This window comes from Roseixanthobacter psychrophilus (assembly GCF_043195195.1).
Lineage (GTDB): Bacteria > Pseudomonadota > Alphaproteobacteria > Rhizobiales > Xanthobacteraceae > NCEH01.
Genome location: NZ_JBAFWT010000016.1, coordinates 34,384 through 56,036 on the forward strand (window position 1 = coordinate 34,384; position 21,653 = coordinate 56,036).

Consider the following 21,653-nt stretch of genomic DNA (forward strand, 5'->3'; position numbering starts at 1 on the left):
CTCTCCCCGGCGGGGAGAGGGGGCGGGCCGGCGCGGGCGGCGAAGATGTCCCTTCCCGCGATCCCAATAAGCCCCCTCTCCCGCGTGCTGGACAGGAGGCACAGTAAACAGCCGCGAGAACCAGCCTTCGCTCGTCAATCCACCTCTGGAAACGCGAACGCATCGGCCAGATGCCGGCGCCACCAAAGCGTGAGATGCCCTTCGCAGACGGCGACGCCGTCATAGGCGTGGATCATGAATCCCGGGGCGGAAAGAATGGCCGCGTGCTTTGCCGGAAGATGCGCCCGGAAGCGAAACAGGAGCACATCGCCCGGCCGCGCTTCGGCGAGCGGAACGCGCTGCAGATGGCGCGCGGCGGTGAGCGCCAAAGTCTCGCGGCGGGACGCCTCCGCCCAGTCCGGCGCATAGGGCGCGAGCGGCTCCGGCTCTGCACCGTAGAGCGCGCGCCACACGCCGCGCACGAGGCCGAGGCAATCGGCCCCCGCGCCCCGCACCGAGGCGCGGTGGAGATAGGGCGTGCCGAGCCAAGTTCGCGCCTCTTCCACTACCCGCGCGCGCAGTTCCGTGGGCGCGCTCACGCGAGGGCTCCGCCGTCATATCCGCCCTCGCCTGGCACCGCGATGGTGACGACGAAATCATTGCCCGGCATGTGCGGGCAGCCGCGGAAATTCACCGCATTGGCGAAGCGGTCGCGGCAGGTGGAGAGACGCTTGTCGCAACCCGCCGTGAGGCGCACGCCATCGCCCGGCGCGACCGCTTCCGGCGGCCGCTGCCAGAGCTGGAACAGCGGGCGCTCGCCCTGCGCCTCATGCAGCTTCACCTCGGTGGAGAAGCCGGCATTCGCACCCGAAATGAAGCTGAGCCGCCCGCCCAGGAACGCCTGCGAGGCGATGCCGCCAAGGCCGGCAAGGCGCACCCGGAGCGTGCCCTCCACGGCGGCCACATTGGCCGTGCGGACATGCGGCGCCAAGGTCAGGTCCACGCCGCATCTGGCATCGCCAAGATCGGCGTCGCACAGGGCCGAAAACAGCCGCCCGCGCGTCTGGTTGAGGGCATCCGAAAGGGCCCGGATTTCGGCGGTGAAGGAGGCCCCTTCGCGGCGCACTTCGCCGAGCGTTCCGCGCCGGAGCAGAAGGTGGTTTTCCGGCGCGCTCCAGTCGATCAGCAGATGGTCGATGCGCGCCCCGTCGAACCGGCCGGCGGCGAGATCCGCCTCGCTCAGCGTGTCGGCGGACAGCGCCCCGGAGACCTCCGCGCCCGTGACGCCGAGACCTTGTGCTGCAACGCTTTCGCTTCCCGCGACGGCGGACGCCGCGAGAAAGGTGAGACCGTCCACGACAAGATCGCGATCATGGTCCGAAAAGCCCTGGACGATGCCGTCGCGGCGGGTGATGCGCCAGCCGTGGCACAGCGTAGTGGCGCCCGTATCGAGGGCCGCCTGAAGGGGATCTGGCACCTGGCGCATGGCGGCTCCTGTCAGCGGATTTCGATCACCGGAATGCGTGGGATTTCCCCGGCCGCGAAAGCGGTGAGATTGATTTCGAGAAAGTCGGTGTCGAAGCGCACCGGCACGTCGAACAAGAAGCCGGCGCTGACCCGCGCGCCAACCGGGGGAACATGCCCCGGCAGGAAGGTCACGAGGCCAGTTGCGGGATCGCAGCCGAAGGCGATGCCCTCGGCCTGTTCGACGCCGCCGACGGCCACGCGCACGGTGCCGGAAACCGGCTTGGCGATGGCGCGCGCATAAGGCGCGTGGAGCACGCCATAGGTCTTGGTCAGCGCAAAGGCGAAGCGGGTGCCGTCGCCCGTGCCGAGCGTCTGATCGAGAGGCGAGATGGCGCTGCCCGGAGCGGCGGAAAAATGGTCCAGGCGATCGCGCCAGCGAAACCCGTAAAGACGTCCGCGCCGCTCCTCGAAGAAGGCCAGGACATCGTGCAGGACGGCGAGGGTTTTCACCCCGTATCCGGCATCGAATCGACGCCGCGAATCAGCACGCCGGGCATTGCGTTCCTCGCGTCCGGAGGCGGTGGTGACCACCTCCGTGAGCCGCTCGGGACCGCCCGAAGCGCCCAATGCGACGTCCAGCGGAAACAAAACCTCATGAAAGGATGCCATATTGTTTCAAAACCTCCCAATTCTCAGGTGTTTTCAGTATCCAGCGGCTTGACATAGATTAGTGAGAAGCTTTGACTTCCACCTCCTCATTGAGGATGGAGCCGAAGCATGGCCACGAAGACCGCAAAGAAGCCCGCCGCCGCCCCGGCGAAAGCGCCGGAACCCGCCGCAGCGAAGCCAGCGGCAGCACCCAAGACCGCTGCCGCAAAACCGGCCGCGAAGAAGACCGCCGCGGCTCCCAAGCCGGAGGTGAAGGCCCCCGCCGCGAAGGCGCCCGCAGCAAAGGCACCTGCGGCGAAGAAGCCGGCGGCCAAGGCCCCCGCCGCGAAGGCCGCAGCCCCCGCGCCCGTCGAGACCAAATCGGCGCCCGCAAAGGCTCCCGCGAAGACGGCTTCGGCAAAGTCTGCGCCGGCAAAGACGGCACCGGCCAAACCTGCCGTCGCGAAGGCGACCGCTGCAAAGCCTGCTGCCGCCAAGGCTTCGGCCACAAAGGCACCCGCCACGAAGGCGCCCGCTGCAAAGGCGCCGGCAAAGGCGAAAGCCGCTCCGGCCGCGAAGGTCGAGGCACCTGCTGCCAAGGCGTCCGCTGCAAAGCCCGCCGCCGCCAAGAAGGCCGCCGCACCGAAAGCCGCCGCACCGAAGGCGGCTGCAAAGCCAGCGACAAAGGCCGCCGCCCCGAAAGCCGTCGCGCCCAAGCCGGCCGCCGTGAAGGCGGAAGCCGCACCGGCCCCCGCACCGAAGGCCGCCGCCGCCAAGAGCGTGGCGAGCAAGGTCGCCGCCATCAAGGCTGCCGCGGACAAGTCCGCCGCCGCGAAGAAGGCCGCCGAGCCCAAGGCGGCTGCAAAGCCGGCCGCAAAGCCGGCGACCAAGGCCAAGGCCGCGCCGAAGAAGTCCTGAGCCGCCGGCGCCGCCGCTCCGGCAGCGCCCTGCGCATCTCGGACCGAAGCGCGTTCCACGAATGAGGTGTCCGGCCATCCTGTCCGGGCGCTGCAGCCCACTCCCCGGCGCGCCGCGCATCGGCGCGGCGCCAGCCGACATCCCAGCCCGGCTTACTGACGCAGTGTCTGCTTCACGCGGTGTCTGCTTCATGCGGCACCGGGCGAAGGATGTTCGCGGGGCATCTCATCGAGCGCGACCTTGCCATGACGGCACAGCCGGGCGAGGGGTGGTCGTGCCCGCATGAGCCTGCACCGGTATCAAGCCCGGCGCATTCGATCCGCGCGCCACACGCTCGACGCCCCCGGGCAATCGCATCCCGCGAGCGCCTGCGGCTTCATGCGTCACCGGGCCTTCGGGCGAAGCTACGCCCGCCGTCTCCGCGCCCGCCGTCTCGGCGGCCCTCCGCCATGGCCCCCCGCCCTCCCCGCGATGTTCGGCGCCGCTGCATCCCATGCCATGGACGCGCCACGATCTGCCGCTCTAAACAGGGCACAGGAACGTCGTCGCGACGGGGATCGAAGGGGGACGCCATGAAATCTGGTCGAGCTTTTGCCGCCCGGCGCGGCGCGGGGCTGCAGACCGCACTCTGGCTCGCCGTGCTGCTCGGGTCCGCGAGCGCGGCCGCGGCCGCGGAAGCAACGCCGGGCAAAACCGGCGGCAATCCCTGCGCCCAGTTCGGCGCCGGGTTCCAGCGCGCGCCGGGGTCCGACACCTGCATCAAGGTGGGCGGCGCCGTGCGCGTGGACGGAGGCACCGGCACGACGGCGGGCAATGCGCCCAATGCCGGCAGCAGCAGCACGTCCACCACCGGCAATCCGGGACCGGCCATCGATCCCTGGAAGCCGGCCAATTAGCACCCGCCCGGCCTCTCACGCACCGCGCTGGCCGCGCGTCACCGCGCGCGCCACGAGGCCGGAGAGATAGGCATCCGAGCGGCGAAAGCTGCTCATGTCTGGCGTGCTGACATTCACCGTCACGGAGGCGCGCCCGCCGCCGTCCTGCGTGCGCACGCCGAGCGCGCCATCGGCGCCGCGCGCCAAAGGCAGGATCGCCTCGGCGCCGCGCTCGCCCATCAGGCCTGCCCCCGCGCCGAGCGGAAAATAGGTCGGCGCGGCCACAACGCCACCCTTGGCGAAGGGCTGCACGGCGCCGTTCGCGATCACCCCGCCATCGGCGAAGGCCTTGCCCTCCAGAATGCTGGAGAACAGGCTCGCCACGCCCTGCTCCGCGGGTTTCAGCGCGAGGTTCAGCGCCAGGCTGGAGAGCCGCGTGCCGATGCTCTCCACCACGTCGCCCACGTCCTTGCCCTTCACGGCAATGCCGGTGAAGGCATCGCCAAGGGTGGAGGCAAAGCCGCGCGCGAGACGCTCGCTGTCGGCGAGGGCGTCGCGGAACGGGCGGGTGTCGGCATCGACCTTGACCGAAATGCCATCGACCGGGGTCATGAAAGCTCCTGCTCAAAGGGTATCGGGAAAGCGCTGCATCAGCGCCGCCAGCGCCGCCCGGTCGAGCCCGTCGCGCGGCGGCGGCGCGAAGGCCGAGAGGGCGGCGGCAAGCTCGCGCGGGGTCATGCGCCAGAAGTGTTCGGGGGGCAGCCGCAGCAGCCCGAGGCCGACCCGCATGGCCTCTTCCCAGGGGAAGGGCCGCGCCGGTCCCCTCAGGGCGTCTGCGGCGGCTGAGGGCGGGCCGCGTCGGCGCCCGCGAAGGTGGCCGCCAGCAGCCGCGCGACGATGCGGGCATAGCCGAGCGCGCCGTCTTCCGCCCGCATGGCGGCAACTTCGGCGTCGCTCACTTTTTCGCCCGCGCCGCGCAGGCCGGCGGCGATGATCCGCACCGCATCGCGCGCGGTCAGGCGGCCAGTCTCGAACCGCTCGGCCAGCGCCACGAGGTCGCCCGCGCCGAACGCCTGCTCCAGCTCCGCGAGCGCGCCGAGCGTCAGCACCAAAGTGCGCGGCCGGCCATCAAGATCGGCGGATATTTCGCCGCGATGGGCGTTGGTCATGGGGACCTCCTGAAGGGATTTTCGTTCGCAACGGGAGCACCGCTTCCCCCTCCCCCACCCCGGTTCCCCTCTCCCGCGTGCGGGGGAGGATTAGGGAGGGGAAGAGCTGCGGGAGAGTTGGGGAAGGTGGAAGGAGAAGACAAAGCTCCTCACAGCGCGGCGAAGCTGATCTCCCCCGCGCTCTCCAAAGTCAGGTCGAAGGTCACTTCCCGGTCATGCTCGGCGCCCACCTCCAGCGCGGTCACCTGGAACGGCCCGGAGACGGTGCCGAAATCCGGGATCAACACCTGGCAATCGCGCAGCGCTCCATCGAAGAAGGCGGTGCGCACCAGGGCATCGGAGGCGGCATCCTTGAACACGCCGCTGCCGGCGACGCTGGCCCGCTTCACCCCCGCCCCGGCGAGCAATTCGCGCCAGCGGCCGGCGGAGTCCGAATGGGTGACATCGACGCTCTGGGCGTTGAAGGCGAGCGTGCGGGAGCGCAGGCCCGCGACGGTCACATAGCCGGTGCCGTCATGCATCTTCAGCAGCAGGTCCTTGCCCTTCTGCGCGGCCATTTTGATCTCCTCAAGCAGGTTCGGTGACGGCGCGAAAGCGCACCAGAGCGTGGAAGGTTCGCCCATCCTCGTCGCGCCGCACCTCGGCGGTGGTGGCGCGCAAATTGGCGAGGCGATGGCCGGCAAGGGCGAGCGGGGCGTCGTGCAGGGCGGTCTGCACGGCGGCGGCGAGCGCGAAGGCTTCCGCCCGTCCGCTCTGGCGCGACCAGGCGTGCAAGGTCAGGCTCTGCTCGGTGCCGTCCTCGGTGGCGGTGGACCAATCCGCCACCACTGCCTCGCCGAGGGTGAGGAAGGGAAAGGCGGCATCGGCGGGCGGCACATCATAGATCCGCGCCGCGCCCAGGAGCGCCAGCACGGGCCCATCGGCGGCAAGCCGCGCGCGGATCGCGATCCGCAGGGCCAGCGCCGGGCTGGTGAGGGGAATATCACTCATGAGCGGCCCCGCCGCAGCTCGGCCAGAACCGGCGCGAGCCAGGGTTCGGCGGGCTTCGCCAGCGTGCCGGTCTCGCGCGCCACGGCGGCGGGATCATCCGTGCCGACGAGCCGCGAGGCCCCCTGCGCGCGGATATCGGCGGGCCGGCCGAGGGCGGGGGCAAGGCGGGCGGCAAGATCGCGCGCGGCGTCCTCCACCGCCTGTTCGGCGAGGCGCGGCGCGAAGCTGGATTCCAGCCGGCGCGCGAGCCCGTCGAGGCCGGAAACGGGATTGCTCATGTCTGCTCCTCCCGGCACAGGCAGCGTGTGAAGCGGCGGCGCCCGTCGGGATCGCTCAGCGCCTCCACGGCGAAGATGCGGGCGCCGAGCGTCAGCCGGTCGCCGCGCGAAATGGTGTTGGGCGCGCGCACCGTGATGCGGTGAACGAGCAGCGCCATGCGCCGCTCGGCGCTCAGGGCCGGATCGCCGGCCGGGGTCTCGATGCGGCCCCAGATCTGGTCAACGGCGAGATAGGTGATGCTCTCCCCGCCCGCGCCATCGGGCAAGTTCACCGCCGTCTCGTGCACCAGGCGGTGGCGCAGGTCGCCCGCCCCGCTCACAGCCGCACCGCGCGATAGGGCCGCAGCAGCGCGAACAGGCTTTCCGGCAGGCGCGATTGATCGCCCGGCGCATCGCGATTTTCATGGAGAAAAGCGGTGAGCTGGCGCACCGCCTGCAGCAGGTCCGCCGGCACCTGCGCGGCGCTGGCGCCATAGCCCATCTCCAGCTCCAGCAGGATGCCGCCGACCCGCCGCAGCGGCGCCGGCGCGCGCGCGGGGTCCATCGCAATCAGCGGCGGCAGGCGCGCGCCGCCGAGGGTGAACAGGTCAAGCGGGACATCCTGCGTGCTGCCGTCCGGCGCCACCAGATGGGCGGCCCGCACGGCGCGCACCGGCGCCAGCGGCACGGGAATGAGGCCGCTCGGCGGCCAGGCGTCGCGCGTCAGCCGCCAGGTCTGGAGCATCAGGATGCGGCGGGTCTCGCTCTCCACCCATTGCCGCGCGGCGGTGATGAGCGCGGCCACCACCGCGTCCTCGGCATCGCCGTCGATGCGCAGGAAGGCCTTGGCCTCGCTCAGGGTCAGGGGCTCGGCCGATGGGCCGTCGATGCGTTCGAGCATGAAGATCTCCGCTGGAAGAAAGGCGACGCCGCGCGCGCCGCATTGACGAACGGCCCGTGGGGCCTGCAAAACCGTGCGATGATCTCGCCCGCCGCCGATGCCCCCGCGCCACGCCCCGCCCTTCGCCCCTTCCCCCGGCCGCCCGGCCGGGCGCTCCGGTTCGCGGGGCTGTTGCTGGCGGGGCTGACGGGCCTTGCGGTCGGGCCGGCGCGGGCGATCGTCGGCGGCGAGGCGGCGGCGCCCGACATCGCCGCCCATGTGGTGCTGATCGTCTCGACGCGGGGCGCCTCATGCACCGGCAGCGTGGTGGCGCGCGATCTCGTGCTCACCGCCGCCCATTGCGTGCATCCGGCCGGCGATTATGCGGTGGCGCTGGTGAGCGAGAGCCAGCCACGGCTGGTGCCGGCGCTGCGCATCGTGGTTCATCCCGCCTTCAACGCCGAGCAGTTCCGCACCCGCCGGCCGACGCCGGACCTCGCGCTGATGAAGCTCGCCGAGCCACTGCCCGCGCGCTTCACCCCGGTGCGCATCGCCACCGGCGGATTGCCGGCCCGCGGATCGTTTTTTCTGCTCGCCGGGTTCGGAGTCAGCGCGGAGGGGACGGAAAAGACCGCCGGCAAGCTGCGCACGGTCCTGCTCGCCTCCATCGGCACCACGGGTGGCATCATGGCGCGGCTGTCGCCGCAGAGCGGGCTTGCGGGCGGCTGTGTCGGCGACAGTGGCGGCCCCGCGTTCCAGAACGGCGAGGTGGCCGGCGTCATCGGCTGGGCCACCGGGCCCAACGGCGCGCGCGGCTGCGGCGGCGTCACGGGCGTGACCCTGGTGGGCCTGCACCGCGACTGGATCCTCTCCACCGCCCGCGCCCTCGGCAGTCCGGTCGGGGATTGAGATGGGCCGCGCCCGCACATGGCTCCTGGAGCGGTTGCGAGCAGCGCGGAAACCGGTTCGCGTGAAAAAAGTTCGACGACACAATGAGGTCGAGCGTTTTTCCGATTCCGTGAAACGGGGAAGCGCTCTGGCGGCAAGGACGGTATTATTCGCCTGTCTCCTGGCCGGCCCGCTCGCGGATCGCGCAGCGGCGGCAGGCGAGACGGTGGACCAGGCGCTCTGCCGCCTGATCGAGGACGCGGCGCGCGCGGAGGCGCTGCCGGCGCCGTTCCTCACCCGCCTGATCTGGCGCGAAAGTTCGTTCCGCAGCCATGTGGTGAGTTCCAAGGGCGCGCAGGGCATCGCCCAGTTCATGCCCGGCACCGCCGCCGAGCGCGGCCTGAAGAATCCGTTCGATCCCGAGGCCGCGCTGCCGGCGGCGGCGCGGTTGCTGGCCGACCTGCACCGCCGGTTCGGCAATCTCGGCCTCGCCGCCGCGGCCTATAATGCGGGTCCCGCCCGCGTCGATGCCTTCCTCGCCGGCCGCTCCGGGCTGCCGTCGGAAACGCGGCTGTACGTGCGCCTCATCACCGGCCGCACCGCCGAGGACTGGGCCGCGCAGAAGCCGGGGGAGGCTCCGGCGGCGCAGGGCTTTCCCGAGGAGGGCACGACCTGCCTTGCGGTGGTCGCATCCCTGCGGGCGGGGGCGCCCGCTTTGGCATCGGTGAACGAGAGCCCGGATTTCGCGCCGTGGGGCGTCCAGGTGGCGGGCGCCTTTTCCAAGAGCGTCGCGCTCGCCGCCTATGGCCGCGCCGCGACGCGTTTTGCCGGCGTGATTGCCGACAAGGCGCCCATGGTCATCGGCACCCGCGTGCCGGGACGCGGGCGCGGCGCCTTCTACCGCGTGCGCCTTCCGGCCCAGACGCGGGCCGATGCCAACGCGCTCTGCGCCAGCCTGCGCAAGGCGGGCGGCGCCTGCATCGTGCTGGCGAACTGACGGCAGAGCCCTGGGCGCCGCGCCACCTCCGAGCTTCGCGTCCCGGACCAGCGACGGCAAAGCCGGAGCGCAGAGCCGGGACCCAGCGCAAAAACTCCTGCGCAGCAGTCGAATGCGCCGGTCTCCCCCCTCACCCCGACCCTCTCCCCGGCGGGGAGAGGGGGAACATTGGCGCTGGCGGCGGAGGGCGGTTCTCAGATGGTTTTCCCCACCAGAATCTGCCGGCCCCCTCTCCCCTCCAGAACCGGCCGGCCCCCTCTCCCCGACGGGGAGAGGGTTGGGTGAGGGGGCGGCAAAGAAACCGCAAGCCGCCCTCTCCCCGCCCCCTCAGCTCACACCGAATTTCAGCAGCTTCGCCGCGTCGAAATCCTGGATGCCGCCGCCCACCCGCTTGGTGGTGTAGAACAGCACGTAGGGCTTGGCGGAATAAGGATCGCGCAGCACCCGCACGCCGGCCCGGTCGACCACCAGATAGAAGCGGCGGAAATCGCCGTAGGCGATGGCGAAGGCATCGGCGGCGATGTCCGGCATGTCCTCGCTCTCCGTCACCGGGAAGCCCAGGAGGCTCGCGCTCTGCCCCGCCACGGCGGGCGGGGCCCAGAGATAAGCGCCGCCCTCGTCCTTCAGCTTGCGCACCGCCGCCTGGGTGCGCCGGTTCAGGACGAAGCCGGCATTCTGCCGATAGCCGCCCTTCAGCGCATAGACCAGGTCCACCAACGGATCGGACGGGTTGGTGGCCGGAAACGCGCCGGAAACGCCGGTCGCCACATAGCCCACCTTGTCCCAGCTCCAGGCGCTCTCGGCGACCTTGGCATAGGCGAGGAAACCCTTCGGCTTGGCGATGCCGTCGCCGTTGACGAAGGCCGCCCCCTCCTGGTCGGCGAAGGCGCTGTCCACCTCGGCGGCGATCCACTCCTCCAGATTCATCTGGGCATCGTCCAGCAGCGCCTGGGTGGCCGCCGGCATGGCGTAAAGCTCCATGGCGGGAAAGGCGAGTTCCGCCAGCACCGGGCTGTCGGTCTGCGGACGGGCGGCGGTCTCGGCGGCCCAGCCGCTGGCCGGCCCGGTCTTCATGAACGGCTTCTTATAGGTGCCCGCACCGATGGTGCGCACGCTGGCGAGCGCGCGGATCGGCGAGAGCTGGGCGAGGCGACGGCCGATCTCGGTCTCGGTTTCCGCCGGCACCAGATAGCCGCCGTCGGCGCCGCTGCCGACCGAGAGCGCCTTGCCCTCCAGCGCCTTCAGGCCACCGCTTTCGCCGGTGCGGACATAGCTCGAAAAGGCATCGCCATGCTCCCGCGCCGCGCCCGAGCGCTGCTCCGGGGCGCCGCCGAGGGCGGGACGGCGGCTCTTGGTGACATGGGCGTCGAGGCGCGCCTTCTGGCTGTCGAGGGCGGCGTCGATCCGCGCCAGCTTCTCCTGCGTCAGCGGATCGGCGGCGCGCCGCTCGATCTCGCCGAGGCGCTGCTCGTTGGCGGCCTTATAGGTCTCGAAGGCCACCATCAGGTCGTAATGGGAGTCGGTGGCCTCGGGGGTGGTCACCTTGGTCTCGGGAGCGCTCAGGGAATGGGTCATGGCGTGTCCTATGGGGAGAGGGAAAGTCAGGCGGGCAGCCGTCCGGCGATCGGGCGGGCGCGCATGGCGTCGGGGCCGGGCGCCGCGATCACGCGGGCGTCGGGCTGCATGGGGAAGGTGACGATGGAAATCTCCCACAAATCGATGCGGGAGATGCGGCGCACGCGGGTGCGCGGATCGGTGCGGGCGGCGGCGGCCTTGAAGCCGATGGACAGGCCGTCGAGCGCGCCGAGGCGGATCAGGCTCGCCACCTCGCGCGCCCGCTCCACATCGCCGGCGAGGCGGCCGCGCACATAGAGCCCGCGCGCATCCTCGACGATGTGGGTCCACACGCCGATGGGCGCAGCGGGGTCGTGCTGGTAGAGCATGCGTACCGCCCCCGGCCCGCGCAGGGCGAGACCGGCGGCGAAGGCGCCGCGCTCGATGATGTCGCGGCCGAGGTCGATCACCTCGAAGCGACAGGCATAGCCGGCGATGTCGGTTCCCGCTTGCGCGGTGCCGGGTGGGGAAAGCGCGAGGCACGCCATTCCTAGGCGCCCTTCGGATCGGCGCCGCGCGGCTTGCGGCGCTTGGTGCGCTCCAGCTTCTCCAGCGTCGCGACGAAATCGCGGAACACCCCGCCGGGCGCGGGGATGGGGGCTGCGGGGGCGGGACTTGAGCGATGAAAGGCGGGGCCGAACGCGCGGATGCGCGGCGCCGCCGCCTTGCGGGCGGGAGCACGCATGGAAGATCTCCGGTTGGGGATGAAGGGAAGGCGCGGTGCGGTGATCGAACGCCCGCGTCCCAGCCAAGCGGAACGCCGCAGGCGGGGAGCGCGAGCCGGGACCCAGCGCAAAAAGCCGCCGCAGGCGCTTCAATCCAAATGCGCGCGGCGCGTTCGGCTGCTGCGCAGGAATATTGCGCTGGGTCCCGGCTCGGCGCTCCGGCGATGCCGTCGCTGGGCCGGGACACGAGGCGAGGGGCAACGGGACAACCGCATCGCCGGCGGCTTCGGCGTGGCGCACGCGTCGCTCGAACGCTCCGGCATCCCGGCCAAGTGCAACGCCACAGGCGTGGAGCGCGAGCCGGGACCCAGCGCAAAAAGCCGCCGCAGGCGCTTCGATCCTAAATGCGCGCGGCGCGTTCGGCTGCTGCGCAGGAATTTAGCGCTGGGTCCCGGCTCGCGCTCCGGCCATGCCGTCGCTGGGCCGGGACACGGAGCGCTCTCATTCGCCCCCGTGCCGGGCGTTGAAGCGGGCGAGTTCGCGCACGAAGGCGTCGAGCCGCTCGGTTGCCTTGGCGTGGGCGGCCAGCGCGCGGAACGCCACCGCCGAGGCGCTCGCCGCCCAGGCCAGCAAGGCGAGATGGGCAAGATCGCCCCGCTCGGCGAAAATGCGGATCAGCGCATCCATCGCTAAGCCTCGGCCCCGGGCGCGCGGATGCCGTAGCCCACGGCGGCGCGCTTCTCGGCATCGGTGAGGAAATCCGCCGCCCCCACCCGCGCCCACAGGTCCGAGCGTTCGGAGGAGAGCGCCTCCACCTGGTCGAGATCGGGCGTGAGGACAAGGCCCGCGCCATGGGCCGGCGCCAGCCAGGCGGAGAGCGCGGCGGCCAGGCGCTTGACCAGCGGCAGCACGGTCAGCCGCCACAAGGCGCGATGGGCCTCGGCATAATTGGCATAGGTATTGTCGCCGGGAATGCCCAGCAGCATGGGCGGCACGCCGAGCGCCAAGGCGATGTCGCGCGCGGCGCCGTTGCGGGCGGCCTCGAAATCCATGTCCTTGGGGCTCATGGCGAGCGGCTTCCAATCGAGCCCGCCTTCCAGCAGCAGCGGACGCCCGGCATTGGCCGCGCCCTGGAAGCTCGCCTCCAATTCGCCCTTCAGCCGCTCGAACTGCTCGTCGGTGAGCGATCCCGCCCCGCCATAGATCAGCGCGCCGGAGGGGCGCGCGGCATTGTCCAACAGCGCCTTGTTCCAGGCGCCCGAGGCGTTGTGCAGATCGACCGCCTGCGCCGCCGCCTCCAGCGGGGCGAACCCATAATGATCGTCCAGCGGATTGAAGAAGGTCAGATGCAGGATCGGCGGCACGCCGGTTTCCCCACCGTCCTGGGGAATGCGCAGCGTGCGCCCGTCGAGCGTGTAGTCGTAGGCCTCGGGCCAGCCTTCCGGGCCGGGCACCACGCGCATGCGATCCGGGCGCAGCACGTGCAGCTCGCGCACCGCCCCGTCCACCGCCACGGCTTCCAGATAGGCATTGCCCGCCACCAGCAGATGGCCGCACAGCGCCTCCATCAGGTCGGTTCCCTGAAGGCGCGGATTGGGGCGGGCGATGAGATCCAGCAGGGGATGGCGATCGAGTTCGCGCGCGCCGTCCATCAGCAGCAGCGGCACGCTGGCGGCGGCCTCGCTCACCATGCGCACGGCACGATAGGCGATGGCATTGCGCGCGAACCCCTCGCGCGCCAGCGAGCCATAGTCGCGCGGCGTCCAGCGCGCCCGCCCCTGGCTGAACACCGCCACCAGGGCGGCGGTGCGGCTCGCTTTTGCCTCGGCGGGGCCTGCTTTTGCCTGGGCGGAACGCGGACGGAAGGGGGAAAAAAGCGATGCGAGCATGAACGGCTCCTTGAACAGGGCGGGACGGCCGGCGCGGAACGCTGCGGCCGAAAGGGCGTTGAGAGGCGAGGCGCGCTTGCCCGGCGCGATGGAACCGGGGCATGTGGCGCGCGACCCTTTGGCAGGCAGGAGCACAGCGCGATGAGCACCACGGTGACCGCCCTCTTCGACAGTCCGGACGCTGCCGCGGCGGCGGCCCGCGCGCTGGAACTCGCGGGCATTCCCCGCGCGGACATCTCGATCGTGACCCGGCCGCCGGGCGAGGACGAGGAGCATGCCAGCGCCGTGTTGCACGACGCCGGCGCGGGCGCGGGCATCGGCGCGGGGCTCGGCGGCGCCGGTGGACTTCTTGCGGGACTGGGCATGATCGCCATTCCCGGCATCGGGCCGGTGCTGGCGGGCGGCTGGCTCATGTCAACGGCGGCCGGCGCGCTGGCCGGTGCGGCGGTCGGCGGCGCGGCGGGCGGCATCATCGGCGCGCTGATGGATGGCGGTGTTTCCGAAACCGACGCCCATCTGTGCGCCGAGGGCGTGCGGCGCGGCGGCACTTTGGTGGTGGCGAAAGTGGACAATCTGCGGCTTGACGCCGCCCGCACCATCTTGAGCGCTCCGCCGGCCATCGACCCCGCCGCCCGCGCCGACGCCTACCGCCGCGAGGGCTGGTCTCGCTTCGATCCCGAGGCGCCGCCCTTCACCGGCAGGCCGAACCGGGACCGGCCGGACCGGCCGGACCGGCTGGCTTAGGTCGCGCGCGCCTCACACAGCGCCGCGCGCTCTTTCCCCCTCACCCCGACCCTCTCCCCGGCGGGGAGAGGGGGACCGTGGGCGTTGGGGGAAAGAGGGGTCTTAAAGAATAGCCTCCCCGCAAACACCGTCCTCCCCCTCTCCCCGCCGGGGAGAGGGCTGGGGTGAGGGGGCAAACGCCCCACAACACCCCACAACACCCCCGCTACAATCCCCGCACCCGGGGCGGCGGGCGCTTTTGTACCAGGGCCAGAGCCGTGACCGCCCACACCAGCGCATCCAGCCGGTCCGGCGAACGGCCGTTGGAGAGGCCGTCCAGGGAAAAATCGCACATCTCGTCCTCCAGCGCCGAAAACGCCCCGGCGTGGCGCACGCGGCCCTGCTCGTAGAGCGCGGCGACCGGCTCGGCGCGCAGGAATTTTCCGCGCGTGGCCCGCACCTGCTCCACCGGAACGGAAGGGTCCACCTCGGCCAGAACCGCACTCACCATCTCGCCGCCCTGGTTCACCTCGGCGACGATCCGGTCCGCCTCGAAGCGGCGGAACAGCGCCACCGCGCGGGCCGCCCACAGCGCCGGACGCAGGCCGCTCTCGCTCGCGTCCGCCAGTACATGGACGATGCCGGCGGCATCGATCCCGGCGCAGACCAGGCCGCAGGCATCCGCCCCGGCGCGCGAGGAGGCCGGCGGATCCACGCCCACGACGATGCGCGCCAAAGGCGGCGCCTCTTCCTCCCGAGCCGCCTCCAAGACCGGGCGCGACCAGAGGGCGTCGGGCCGGTCCTCGATCAGTTCGCCGTCCAATTCCTGCCGGCCGAGGCGCGTGCCGCCATAGCGGGCCAGCACCGCATCGAGAAAGCCGGGGGCGAGATGCAGCGCGTTCTGCGCCGTGCGGGCGCGGCTGATGGCGGTTGAAGGGTCCGCCAGCAGACGCCGCAGCAGCGCGGAGGGGCGCGGCGTGGTGGTGATCATCTGGCGCGGCCGCTCGCCCAGCCGCAGGCCGAATTGCAGCATGTCGAAGGTGGCATCCGCCCGCCGCCACTTGGCCAGCTCGTCCAGCCAGGCGGCCTCGAATTGCGGGCCGCGCAGGCTTTCGGGATCCTCGGCGGAAAAGCCCTGGGCCACCGCGCCATTGCTCCAGACGAGCCGGCGCCGGGTGGGCTCCCAGATCGGCCGCTCGCCATCGGCATGGACGCAGAGAAGGCCGGAGACCCCCTCCACCATCACCTCGCGCACATCCGCCATGGTTTCCGCCACAAGGGCGATGCGGCCCACGGGGCGCGCGGCAAAGGGCGGGCGGCCGAGCGCGAGGCCGCGCACCCATTCCGCCCCGGCGCGGGTCTTGCCGGCGCCGCGCCCGCCCAGCACCAGCCAGCTGGCCCAGGGGCCGCCGCCCTGTGCGGCAGCGGGGGGCAATTGATCGGGCCGCGCCCACATTTCCCAATCGGCGAGCAACAGGCGCGCCTCTGCTTCATCGAGTTCAGCCAGCAGGCGCGTCGCCGTTCCCGCCCGGGCGCAGGCGATCAATGCGGCGCGCAAGCTCGCGGCGGAACGTGTCGAGGTCTCTTCCACGCGCGCCCTCCTCCTGCTGCGCGGCCGAGCCGCCCTTTTGCCCGCCGGCCTTGGCCGCCGCCGTATCGATATTTTCCAGGGTGCCGAGTTCGCGCACCACCCGCGCCAGAACGGCGAGCGCCTTGGCATCCTTCTCGCTGTCGCGGGCGGCCCCCGGCGGGGCGGGCGTCTGCGCCGCATCCAGCGCCTCGACGCGGGCGTCGATCTCATCCATCTGCCGTTCGGCGGCATGCCACAGGCGCGCCAGCATCGCCCGGCGGCGGGTCTGGTTGGGCGAGCGGGTGGGGTGGGAAAGATAGCGGCGCGGGGCCGGGGCGCGATGCACCGTGCCGTCTTTCTCGACGATGCGGTCGGCCCAGAAATAGACGGCGGAGAGGCACAGGCCGGTTTCGGCGGCAATCTGGCGGATCGGCGTGCCGGCCTCATAGAGGGCGCGCGCCAGACCCGCCGTGGGGGGCGGGATGCGGGGCATGGGGATCTCGCGCTGAAGAGAAAATCAAATGTCCGTCGCGCCCGCCCGGCGGCGCCGGGGGTTTGGGGCGGGGCTTTTGGGCTAGGCCGGGCTTGGGGCCTTAAGACCCCCTGAAGCCGAAAGGCCGTGCCGGCCGTCAGGCGCAACTCTCGAACATGAACTGATCTTAGTCCTACAGCGCACCGCTGTCAAGGACTAATTTCCTAACACACAGTCCTGCCCCCGCCCCACCTTGCAGCCGGCCAGGCTTCGTGGCATGTAATTGATACATTATATCTCTTAACAAGGAGCGGCCATGACCGCGACCGATGCGCGCCTTCCCGTCACCGTGCTGTCCGGCTTTCTCGGCGCCGGAAAGACCACCTTGCTCAATCACATCCTTGCCAATCGCGAGGGCCGGCGGGTGGCGGTGATCGTCAACGACATGTCGGAAGTGAACATCGATGCCGAACTGGTGCGCCAGGGCGGCGCCAATCTCTCGCGCACCGACGAAACCCTGGTGGAAATGACCAATGGCTGCATCTGCTGCACCCTGCGCGGCGACCTGCTGGCCGAGGTGAAGCGCCTCGCCGCCGACGGGCGCTATGACGCTTTGGTGATCGAGAGCACCGGCATCGCCGAGCCCTTGCCGGTGGCCGCCACCTTCGAATTCCGCGACGAGGAGGGCTTCTCTTTGTCCGACCTCGCCCGGCTCGACACCATGGTGACCGTGGTGGATGCCGCCAATCTGCTGAAGGATTACGGCTCCAACGATTTCCTGCGCGATCGCGGCGAGGTGGCCGGCGAAGACGATGCCCGCACCCTGGTCGACCTGCTGGTGGACCAGATCGAGTTCGCCGACACCATCGTGCTCAACAAGATCTCGGCGACGCCGGCGGACCAGATCGCCGCCGCCCGCGCCGTCATCAAGGGCCTGAATCCCAAGGCCAAGCTGATCGAGACCGATTTCGCCGACGTGCCGCTGGGCGAAGTCATGGGCACCGGCCGCTTCGACTTCGAGACCGCCCACGAACACCCGCTGTGGTATCGCGAACTCTATGGCTTTGCCGATCATCAGCCGGAAACCGAGGAATATGGCGTCGCAAGCTTCGTCTATCGCGCCCGCCGGCCGTTCCATCCGCAGAAATTTTCCGACTTCCTGAAGACCGTGTGGCCCGGCCTGATCCGCGCCAAGGGCCTGTTCTGGCTCGCCACCCGCGACGCCTTCGTCGGCGACATGAGCCTTGCCGGCGCCATCTGCCGCACCGAGGCCATGGGCTTTTGGTGGGCCGCCGTGCCCAAGGAGCGCTGGCCGAGCGATCCCGAATGGAGAACCGAGCTGAAGCGCCATTGGGCGCCCGGCTATGGCGACCGGCGGCAGGAGCTGGTGTTCATCGGCATGGGGCTGGACGAAGCCGCCATCCGCGCCGCCCTGGACGCGTGCCTGGTCGGCCCGACCGATCCCAAGGCGCTGGACTTCGCCAAGCTCAAGACCCTGCCCGACCCCTTCCCCAAATGGGGCCGCGCCGCCGCCTGAGCGGGACCGGCGGGCGCGGCGATGTGGCGTGCCCGCCGCCCCCCATTTTTTACCTGCGACGGTGGCATGGTCCGGGTCGGGAGTGCTAAGCCGGGGCGCGTTCACGCGTCCTGGGGCCGCACGATCATGAAGTTCGTCGAAACATTCGATTTCTGGCAGTTTTTCGACACGTTCATCAGCTTTTCCGCGGCGTTCGTCTTCGGCCTGCTGATCGGCGCGGAACGCCAGTATCGCCAGCGCACCGCCGGCCTGCGCACCAACGTTCTGGTCGCCATCGGCGCCGCCGCCTTCGTCGATCTGGCCCAAAGGATCGCCGGAACCGCCGAGGCGGTGCGGGTGATTTCCTATGTGGTCTCGGGCATTGGCTTTTTGGGCGCCGGCGTGATCATGAAGGAAGGCATGAACGTGCGCGGCCTCAACACCGCCGCCACCTTGTGGTGCTCGGCCGCGGTGGGCGCGTGCGCCGGCACCGACATGCTCGCGGAAGCCGCCCTGCTGACGGTTTTCGTATTGGCTGGCAATACCTTGCTGCGGCCGGTGGTCAATCTCATCAACCGCATTCCCATCAACGACAAGAGCGCGGAACAGACCTACGAAGTGCTCCTCATCACCACCAATGCCGCCCTGGACGATGTGCGCGACCTGCTGGTGGAGCGCCTGGAAGCGGCCCAATATCCGGTCGGCGATGTGGAGGTGACCGAGCGCAGCAACGACAAGGTGGAGATCCTCGCCACGCTGGTGAGTACAGCGGTGGACGCAACCGAAATCGATGCCGTGATCGCAGAGCTTGAGGCGGTGCCCGGCGTCCTGCATGCCACGTGGAGCAGCAGCACGCAGGATTGAACCCGGCGCACGCGGCGCCGGGAACCTTTAACTCTGGCTTAGGCTGCGTTCTTGACCTTCAGCCCGTCCTCGAACGACATTTCCTTGTAATCCGAGAGCGAATTATACTTCAATCCCACGTCGGCCAGCGCATCCAGCTTGGCGGATGTATCGAACTTCTTGAGCTTTATTTTGTCGACATAGAAGGTGTCGATCAGCTCGTTATAAACGCTGGTCTCGTCGATATAGATGGCGAAGATTTTCACATCCCCGAACGAGATGTGGAAGCGATTGCCCTGGGGGAGATCGGCGATATAGATGAAATACTTTCCGTCCGCATCGAAGGCGGAGCCGAAGGTCTCCATCAGCTTGGGCAGGCTGGCATATTCCCGGATCGACCCAGCCAGAAATCCAATCGCCGGCTTGCCGCTCTCGGACACCGCGAACACTTCCTTGATCACCGTCTCCGGCCCATCGAAGGAGATATCGCCGCGATAGCCGAACCGGCCTGCGACATGGGTATCGGCACTCAGGATCGGCTTCAACAGCCGCCCCTCGCTGTCGAGCTTGGCAAAAGGCGTATCGGAAACGGCGGTCATAGGGGTCGTCCTTCGGTGTGATCGACGGGGCTCGTCGAGGCGTGGCCGTCGTTCGCATCGGCGGATCAGTGCCGGGGCGACCCGCGACGTCGGGAGAAAACGCGCCGGTCGCGGGGCGCAAGGTAAGGTCGGAACAGGGCGCCGCAGGGCGCCTTAGTCGCTGGTAATCATCACCTCGGGAAACGTGTCGGGATCCTCGATGTCGAGCCCGTCCTCCTCGGCCAGCTCGATGCCGACCAGGCACACGTCGCCATCGTCGATCACGAGCTCAACCGGCTTCAGCGCCTTGCCCTGGCAGGGGCCGATGAAGCAATGCCCGGTATCGAGGTCGAACTGCGCGCGGTGCTTGCCGCAGGTGAGGAAGTTGCCATCCTCGTCGAGGAATTCGCCGGGAATGGTATCGAGCCGCGATCCCTGGTGCGGACAGGCATTCTCAAACCCGAAGAAAGTGTTGGACTTGCGGGTGACGAGGATCGGCCAGGCCTTGCTGGCGCCGTTCTCGTCCAGCCGCGCAAGCACGAAGCCGCGCGCGCCGCCGTCATCGATCTCATAGGTGGAGCAGATGGCGAAAAGCTCGTTCATGGACCATGCCTTTCCAAGCGCTGCGGGTCGTCGGAGTGTGGGAAAGCGGACATTGTGCGGCCCCGGCGCACGACATCTGCCGCCTGCGATTGTCGCGCCCACGCCTAGCGGCGGGCCAGCGAGCGCAGAAACCCTTGGTATTCCTCGGTCAATTCCATATCGACCGCGGGCGCGGCCTTCAGAAGCAAATTGGCGATGAAGGCCTGATCGTTGCGCGGCTCCTCCAGAGCCTCGCGCAGCACCGGCAGATTGTCCTCGATATGGTGCAGGAAGGCCGCTTCCTTCTCGGCGATCACGCCCCAGCGGCTGCGCGTCCATTTCGCCAGCGGGTACAGCACTTCCTGGATGAAATTCGACTGCCGCGCCTTCTCGAAGAAGCGCAGGCCGGTATTCCAGTCCTCCCGCGCCCGCATGGGCGGCGGCGGCCTGTCGCCTTCCAGCCATTTGCGCCCGGCTTGCCCAACAAAATCTTCCAGCAAGATGGGGTTTTCATTGTGCGCGCGGAAATAATTGACCGCGAGCGATCCGGGGAAGTCGTTGCCCATGCTGTCCTTCAAGGCGGCTTCGACCTTGTCCACGGCCGCGATGTCGCCTTTCAGGGCCGCGGTCATGCAGAAGGCGAACAGCGCATCATTCCCGACATTCTGGACGCCGGGATTTTTGAGCGCCTCCGGCGGCAGCTTCGGCGTGATCCCGTCGGCGGGCACCTCGGCGGCGCCGGAACGCTGGGCGGTAATGAAGGCGGTGATCTCCAGCCAGCCCATGAAGCTTGCGACAAAAGCGTCGGGATCCACATGCACGACCGCCAGATTGATCGGCTGCTTGCGCTTCTGCAGTTCGACCATGTCGGTCATGACGGTCCTCCACGCTCGACACTGATGGCGCCTTTGCGCCATTTCCCGGGGCTCGAAGGGGGTCGATGCAAGGGGTGTGCCGCGACAATCGGCAGCGGTACGGAGCGGCGGTTCATGCGCCGACGGCCATCACGAGGCCGCGATGCGCCTCACATTACATAAAAATCATGCGCGCGACGGTGCGGTGCGGCGCGGCACTGGCTATAGAGTCCAAAACCCCGACCGGATTGAGCCTTGATGAACCCGACCCGCGACGCCGCCCACGCCCATATGACCCCCACGGCGGCCGCTCCCGACGACCTTCACCTGCTGTTCGAGCGCCTCGGCGCCTACATGAACACCTGCATTCTCGGCCAGCCCGCGTTCGTGGAGCTTCTGTTGGTGGCGGTGCTGGCGGACGGTCACCTTCTGGTGGAAGGCGCGCCGGGCCTTGCCAAGACCAAGGCCATCAAGGCCTTGGCAAGGGCGATCGACTGCGACGACCAGCGCATCCAGTTCACGCCGGACCTTTTGCCCTCCGACCTCACGGGCACCGACATCTACCGGCCAGAGGATGGCAGCTTCCGTTTCCAGCCCGGCCCGGTGTTCCACAATTTCATCCTGGCCGACGAGATCAACCGCGCCCCGGCCAAGGTCCAGGCGGCGCTGCTGGAGGCGATGGGCGAGCGGCAGGTGACGGTGGGCGGCAAGACCTATGTGCTGCCGAAGCTGTTCCTGGTCATGGCGACGCAGAACCCCATCGAGCAGGAAGGCACCTATCCCCTGCCCGAGGCGCAGCTCGACCGCTTCCTGCTGCATGTGAAGCTGGATTATCCCGACCTCTCCGCCGAACGGCAGATTTTGCGGCTGGTGCGCGGCGAGGCGCAGGGCGAGGTGATCGACGTCGGCGAGAAGGTGAGCCAGGGCGCCATCTTCGCCGCGCGCCGCGACGCCCTCGGCACCTACATGTCGGAGGCGGTGGAGGAATATCTACTGCAATTCGTATTCGCCACCCGCGCGCCGCAGCGTTACGGTAAGGATCTTGCCGGGGTCATCGCGTTCGGCGCCAGCCCGCGCGGCACCATCGCCCTCGACCGCTGCGCGCGCGCCTTCGCCTGGCTGCGGGGACGCGACTATGTGGTGCCGGAAGATGTGCAGGCGATCGCCAAGTCCGCGCTGCGGCACCGCATCCTCCTGACCTTCGAGGCTCAGGCCGATGGGATGAGCGCGGATGACTTCCTCGACACGCTCATCGCCCGCGTGCCGGTGAGCTGAGCCG

29 protein-coding genes are annotated in these 21,653 nt (G+C 69.8%); 7 read left to right on the forward strand and 22 right to left on the reverse strand.

What is annotated here, in order from left to right:
• Positions 1-134: 134 nt before the first annotated feature.
• From V5F77_RS15210 to V5F77_RS15225, 4 genes are all read right to left on the reverse strand, one after another.
• Positions 135-578 (reverse strand): NlpC/P60 family protein, encoded by a 444-nt coding sequence (locus tag V5F77_RS15210; protein WP_429006205.1) that lies wholly within the window; start codon positions 576-578, stop codon positions 135-137.
• Positions 575-1,465, reverse strand: a complete 891-nt coding sequence (locus tag V5F77_RS15215) for a DUF2163 domain-containing protein (protein WP_429006206.1) — start codon at positions 1,463-1,465, stop codon at positions 575-577. The genes V5F77_RS15210 and V5F77_RS15215 overlap by 4 nt, the downstream gene beginning before the upstream one ends.
• Positions 1,466-1,476: 11 nt before the next feature.
• Positions 1,477-2,115 carry a phage distal tail protein, Rcc01695 family gene (locus V5F77_RS15220; protein WP_429006207.1) on the reverse strand — a complete coding sequence of 213 codons (639 nt, stop codon included), beginning with the start codon at positions 2,113-2,115 and terminating at the stop codon, positions 1,477-1,479.
• Positions 2,116-2,201: 86 nt separating this feature from the next.
• Positions 2,202-3,071, reverse strand: coding sequence for a hypothetical protein (locus V5F77_RS15225; RefSeq protein ID WP_429006208.1), 870 nt, complete (start codon positions 3,069-3,071; stop codon positions 2,202-2,204).
• A gap of 513 nt (positions 3,072-3,584) precedes the next feature.
• Here V5F77_RS15225 and V5F77_RS15230 point away from each other — a divergent pair.
• Positions 3,585-3,908, forward strand: a complete 324-nt coding sequence (locus V5F77_RS15230; protein WP_429006209.1) for a porin — start codon at positions 3,585-3,587, stop codon at positions 3,906-3,908.
• 15 nt (positions 3,909-3,923) lie between these two features.
• On the opposite strand, the gene V5F77_RS15235 is transcribed toward V5F77_RS15230, so the two are convergent.
• The 8 genes from V5F77_RS15235 to V5F77_RS15270 all read right to left on the reverse strand — a co-directional run bounded on the left by V5F77_RS15235 (position 3,924) and on the right by V5F77_RS15270 (position 7,204).
• Entirely contained in the window at positions 3,924-4,499 is a 576-nt protein-coding gene (locus V5F77_RS15235) for a phage tail tape measure protein (protein WP_429006210.1), read from the reverse strand.
• A gap of 12 nt (positions 4,500-4,511) precedes the next feature.
• On the reverse strand, positions 4,512-4,715 hold the full coding sequence (locus V5F77_RS15240) for a rcc01693 family protein (RefSeq protein ID WP_429006280.1): 204 nt from the start codon (positions 4,713-4,715) through the stop codon (positions 4,512-4,514).
• Entirely contained in the window at positions 4,712-5,056 is a 345-nt protein-coding gene (locus V5F77_RS15245) for a gene transfer agent family protein (RefSeq protein ID WP_429006211.1), read from the reverse strand. The genes V5F77_RS15240 and V5F77_RS15245 overlap by 4 nt, the downstream gene beginning before the upstream one ends.
• 149 nt (positions 5,057-5,205) lie before the next feature.
• On the reverse strand, positions 5,206-5,613 hold the full coding sequence (locus V5F77_RS15250) for a phage major tail protein, TP901-1 family (RefSeq protein WP_429006212.1): 408 nt from the start codon (positions 5,611-5,613) through the stop codon (positions 5,206-5,208).
• A 10-nt stretch (positions 5,614-5,623) separates the two neighbouring features.
• Positions 5,624-6,046, reverse strand: a complete 423-nt coding sequence (locus tag V5F77_RS15255; RefSeq protein ID WP_429006213.1) for a DUF3168 domain-containing protein — start codon at positions 6,044-6,046, stop codon at positions 5,624-5,626.
• Entirely contained in the window at positions 6,043-6,324 is a 282-nt protein-coding gene (locus V5F77_RS15260) for a hypothetical protein (protein WP_429006214.1), read from the reverse strand. Before V5F77_RS15260 ends, V5F77_RS15255 begins: the two co-directional genes overlap by 4 nt.
• Positions 6,321-6,644, reverse strand: a complete 324-nt coding sequence (locus V5F77_RS15265) for a phage head closure protein (RefSeq protein ID WP_429006215.1) — start codon at positions 6,642-6,644, stop codon at positions 6,321-6,323. Before V5F77_RS15265 ends, V5F77_RS15260 begins: the two co-directional genes overlap by 4 nt.
• Complete coding sequence (locus V5F77_RS15270; protein WP_429006216.1) at positions 6,641-7,204, reverse strand: head-tail connector protein; 564 nt, start codon at positions 7,202-7,204, stop codon at positions 6,641-6,643. Before V5F77_RS15270 ends, V5F77_RS15265 begins: the two co-directional genes overlap by 4 nt.
• A 78-nt stretch (positions 7,205-7,282) precedes the next feature.
• Here V5F77_RS15270 and V5F77_RS15275 point away from each other — a divergent pair, with 78 nt between their 5' ends.
• The gene (locus V5F77_RS15275; protein WP_429006217.1) at positions 7,283-8,092 is read left to right on the forward strand and encodes a S1 family peptidase; all 810 of its coding nucleotides are present in this window, start codon (positions 7,283-7,285) and stop codon (positions 8,090-8,092) included.
• Positions 8,093-8,219: 127 nt separating this feature from the next.
• Positions 8,220-9,068, forward strand: coding sequence for a lytic transglycosylase domain-containing protein (locus V5F77_RS15280; RefSeq protein ID WP_429006281.1), 849 nt, complete (start codon positions 8,220-8,222; stop codon positions 9,066-9,068).
• A gap of 327 nt (positions 9,069-9,395) precedes the next feature.
• Here V5F77_RS15280 and V5F77_RS15285 read toward each other — a convergent pair whose 3' ends face one another.
• The 5 genes from V5F77_RS15285 to V5F77_RS15305 all read right to left on the reverse strand — a co-directional run bounded on the left by V5F77_RS15285 (position 9,396) and on the right by V5F77_RS15305 (position 13,236).
• On the reverse strand, positions 9,396-10,643 hold the full coding sequence (locus V5F77_RS15285) for a phage major capsid protein (RefSeq protein WP_429006218.1): 1,248 nt from the start codon (positions 10,641-10,643) through the stop codon (positions 9,396-9,398).
• 26 nt (positions 10,644-10,669) lie between these two features.
• Positions 10,670-11,170, reverse strand: a complete 501-nt coding sequence (locus tag V5F77_RS15290) for an HK97 family phage prohead protease (protein ID WP_429006219.1) — start codon at positions 11,168-11,170, stop codon at positions 10,670-10,672.
• 2 nt (positions 11,171-11,172) lie between these two features.
• The gene (locus tag V5F77_RS15295) at positions 11,173-11,367 is read right to left on the reverse strand and encodes a hypothetical protein (protein ID WP_429006220.1); all 195 of its coding nucleotides are present in this window, start codon (positions 11,365-11,367) and stop codon (positions 11,173-11,175) included.
• 481 nt (positions 11,368-11,848) lie between these two features.
• Entirely contained in the window at positions 11,849-12,034 is a 186-nt protein-coding gene (locus V5F77_RS15300) for a hypothetical protein (protein ID WP_429006221.1), read from the reverse strand.
• Between the two features lie 2 nt (positions 12,035-12,036).
• Positions 12,037-13,236: a phage portal protein gene (locus V5F77_RS15305; RefSeq protein WP_429006222.1), complete on the reverse strand. Its 1,200-nt coding sequence runs from the start codon at positions 13,234-13,236 to the stop codon at positions 12,037-12,039.
• A gap of 141 nt (positions 13,237-13,377) precedes the next feature.
• Here V5F77_RS15305 and V5F77_RS15310 point away from each other — a divergent pair, with 141 nt between their 5' ends.
• Positions 13,378-13,980 (forward strand): hypothetical protein, encoded by a 603-nt coding sequence (locus tag V5F77_RS15310; RefSeq protein WP_429006223.1) that lies wholly within the window; start codon positions 13,378-13,380, stop codon positions 13,978-13,980.
• 205 nt (positions 13,981-14,185) lie between these two features.
• Here the strand turns inward: V5F77_RS15310 and V5F77_RS15315 are convergent, their stop codons facing one another.
• On the reverse strand, positions 14,186-15,415 hold the full coding sequence (locus V5F77_RS15315; protein ID WP_429006282.1) for a DNA-packaging protein: 1,230 nt from the start codon (positions 15,413-15,415) through the stop codon (positions 14,186-14,188).
• A 43-nt stretch (positions 15,416-15,458) separates the two neighbouring features.
• Complete coding sequence (locus V5F77_RS15320; RefSeq protein WP_429006224.1) at positions 15,459-16,022, reverse strand: hypothetical protein; 564 nt, start codon at positions 16,020-16,022, stop codon at positions 15,459-15,461.
• A 295-nt stretch (positions 16,023-16,317) separates the two neighbouring features.
• Between V5F77_RS15320 and zigA the strand changes: the two genes are divergently transcribed.
• Together zigA and V5F77_RS15330 are read left to right on the forward strand one after the other, a co-directional pair.
• Entirely contained in the window at positions 16,318-17,538 is a 1,221-nt protein-coding gene (gene zigA / locus V5F77_RS15325) for a zinc metallochaperone GTPase ZigA (RefSeq protein WP_429006225.1), read from the forward strand.
• A gap of 126 nt (positions 17,539-17,664) precedes the next feature.
• Entirely contained in the window at positions 17,665-18,381 is a 717-nt protein-coding gene (locus V5F77_RS15330) for an MgtC/SapB family protein (protein ID WP_429006226.1), read from the forward strand.
• Positions 18,382-18,419: 38 nt separating this feature from the next.
• Here the strand turns inward: V5F77_RS15330 and V5F77_RS15335 are convergent, their stop codons facing one another.
• The 3 genes from V5F77_RS15335 to V5F77_RS15345 all read right to left on the reverse strand — a co-directional run bounded on the left by V5F77_RS15335 (position 18,420) and on the right by V5F77_RS15345 (position 20,395).
• Complete coding sequence (locus V5F77_RS15335) at positions 18,420-18,959, reverse strand: hypothetical protein (RefSeq protein ID WP_429006227.1); 540 nt, start codon at positions 18,957-18,959, stop codon at positions 18,420-18,422.
• A 153-nt stretch (positions 18,960-19,112) separates the two neighbouring features.
• Positions 19,113-19,541 (reverse strand): Rieske (2Fe-2S) protein, encoded by a 429-nt coding sequence (locus tag V5F77_RS15340; RefSeq protein ID WP_429006228.1) that lies wholly within the window; start codon positions 19,539-19,541, stop codon positions 19,113-19,115.
• 104 nt (positions 19,542-19,645) lie between these two features.
• Positions 19,646-20,395, reverse strand: a complete 750-nt coding sequence (locus V5F77_RS15345; protein ID WP_429006229.1) for a hypothetical protein — start codon at positions 20,393-20,395, stop codon at positions 19,646-19,648.
• A gap of 270 nt (positions 20,396-20,665) precedes the next feature.
• Here V5F77_RS15345 and V5F77_RS15350 point away from each other — a divergent pair, with 270 nt between their 5' ends.
• Complete coding sequence (locus tag V5F77_RS15350; protein ID WP_429006283.1) at positions 20,666-21,649, forward strand: AAA family ATPase; 984 nt, start codon at positions 20,666-20,668, stop codon at positions 21,647-21,649.
• Positions 21,650-21,653: the final 4 nt, after the last annotated feature.

Excerpts from the sequence above, each read along its gene's own strand:
- V5F77_RS15215 (WP_429006206.1), bottom strand. The coding sequence starts at position 1,465 with ATGCGCCAGGTGCCAGATCCCCTTCAGGCGGCCCTCGATACGGGCGCC.
- V5F77_RS15220 (WP_429006207.1), bottom strand. The coding sequence starts at position 2,115 with ATGGCATCCTTTCATGAGGTTTTGTTTCCGCTGGACGTCGCATTGGGC.
- V5F77_RS15230 (WP_429006209.1), top strand. The coding sequence starts at position 3,585 with ATGAAATCTGGTCGAGCTTTTGCCGCCCGGCGCGGCGCGGGGCTGCAG.
- V5F77_RS15235 (WP_429006210.1), bottom strand. The coding sequence starts at position 4,499 with ATGACCCCGGTCGATGGCATTTCGGTCAAGGTCGATGCCGACACCCGC.
- V5F77_RS15245 (WP_429006211.1), bottom strand. The coding sequence starts at position 5,056 with ATGACCAACGCCCATCGCGGCGAAATATCCGCCGATCTTGATGGCCGG.
- V5F77_RS15250 (WP_429006212.1), bottom strand. The coding sequence starts at position 5,613 with ATGGCCGCGCAGAAGGGCAAGGACCTGCTGCTGAAGATGCATGACGGC.
- V5F77_RS15255 (WP_429006213.1), bottom strand. The coding sequence starts at position 6,046 with ATGAGTGATATTCCCCTCACCAGCCCGGCGCTGGCCCTGCGGATCGCG.
- V5F77_RS15260 (WP_429006214.1), bottom strand. The coding sequence starts at position 6,324 with ATGAGCAATCCCGTTTCCGGCCTCGACGGGCTCGCGCGCCGGCTGGAA.
- V5F77_RS15270 (WP_429006216.1), bottom strand. The coding sequence starts at position 7,204 with ATGCTCGAACGCATCGACGGCCCATCGGCCGAGCCCCTGACCCTGAGC.
- V5F77_RS15275 (WP_429006217.1), top strand. The coding sequence starts at position 7,283 with ATGATCTCGCCCGCCGCCGATGCCCCCGCGCCACGCCCCGCCCTTCGC.
- V5F77_RS15285 (WP_429006218.1), bottom strand. The coding sequence starts at position 10,643 with ATGACCCATTCCCTGAGCGCTCCCGAGACCAAGGTGACCACCCCCGAG.
- V5F77_RS15290 (WP_429006219.1), bottom strand. The coding sequence starts at position 11,170 with ATGGCGTGCCTCGCGCTTTCCCCACCCGGCACCGCGCAAGCGGGAACC.
- V5F77_RS15295 (WP_429006220.1), bottom strand. The coding sequence starts at position 11,367 with ATGCGTGCTCCCGCCCGCAAGGCGGCGGCGCCGCGCATCCGCGCGTTC.
- V5F77_RS15300 (WP_429006221.1), bottom strand. The coding sequence starts at position 12,034 with ATGGATGCGCTGATCCGCATTTTCGCCGAGCGGGGCGATCTTGCCCAT.
- V5F77_RS15305 (WP_429006222.1), bottom strand. The coding sequence starts at position 13,236 with ATGCTCGCATCGCTTTTTTCCCCCTTCCGTCCGCGTTCCGCCCAGGCA.
- V5F77_RS15310 (WP_429006223.1), top strand. The coding sequence starts at position 13,378 with ATGAGCACCACGGTGACCGCCCTCTTCGACAGTCCGGACGCTGCCGCG.
- V5F77_RS15315 (WP_429006282.1), bottom strand. The coding sequence starts at position 15,415 with ATGTGGGCGCGGCCCGATCAATTGCCCCCCGCTGCCGCACAGGGCGGC.
- V5F77_RS15320 (WP_429006224.1), bottom strand. The coding sequence starts at position 16,022 with ATGCCCCGCATCCCGCCCCCCACGGCGGGTCTGGCGCGCGCCCTCTAT.
- zigA (WP_429006225.1), top strand. The coding sequence starts at position 16,318 with ATGACCGCGACCGATGCGCGCCTTCCCGTCACCGTGCTGTCCGGCTTT.
- V5F77_RS15330 (WP_429006226.1), top strand. The coding sequence starts at position 17,665 with ATGAAGTTCGTCGAAACATTCGATTTCTGGCAGTTTTTCGACACGTTC.
- V5F77_RS15335 (WP_429006227.1), bottom strand. The coding sequence starts at position 18,959 with ATGACCGCCGTTTCCGATACGCCTTTTGCCAAGCTCGACAGCGAGGGG.
- V5F77_RS15340 (WP_429006228.1), bottom strand. The coding sequence starts at position 19,541 with ATGAACGAGCTTTTCGCCATCTGCTCCACCTATGAGATCGATGACGGC.
- V5F77_RS15345 (WP_429006229.1), bottom strand. The coding sequence starts at position 20,395 with ATGACCGACATGGTCGAACTGCAGAAGCGCAAGCAGCCGATCAATCTG.
- V5F77_RS15350 (WP_429006283.1), top strand. The coding sequence starts at position 20,666 with ATGACCCCCACGGCGGCCGCTCCCGACGACCTTCACCTGCTGTTCGAG.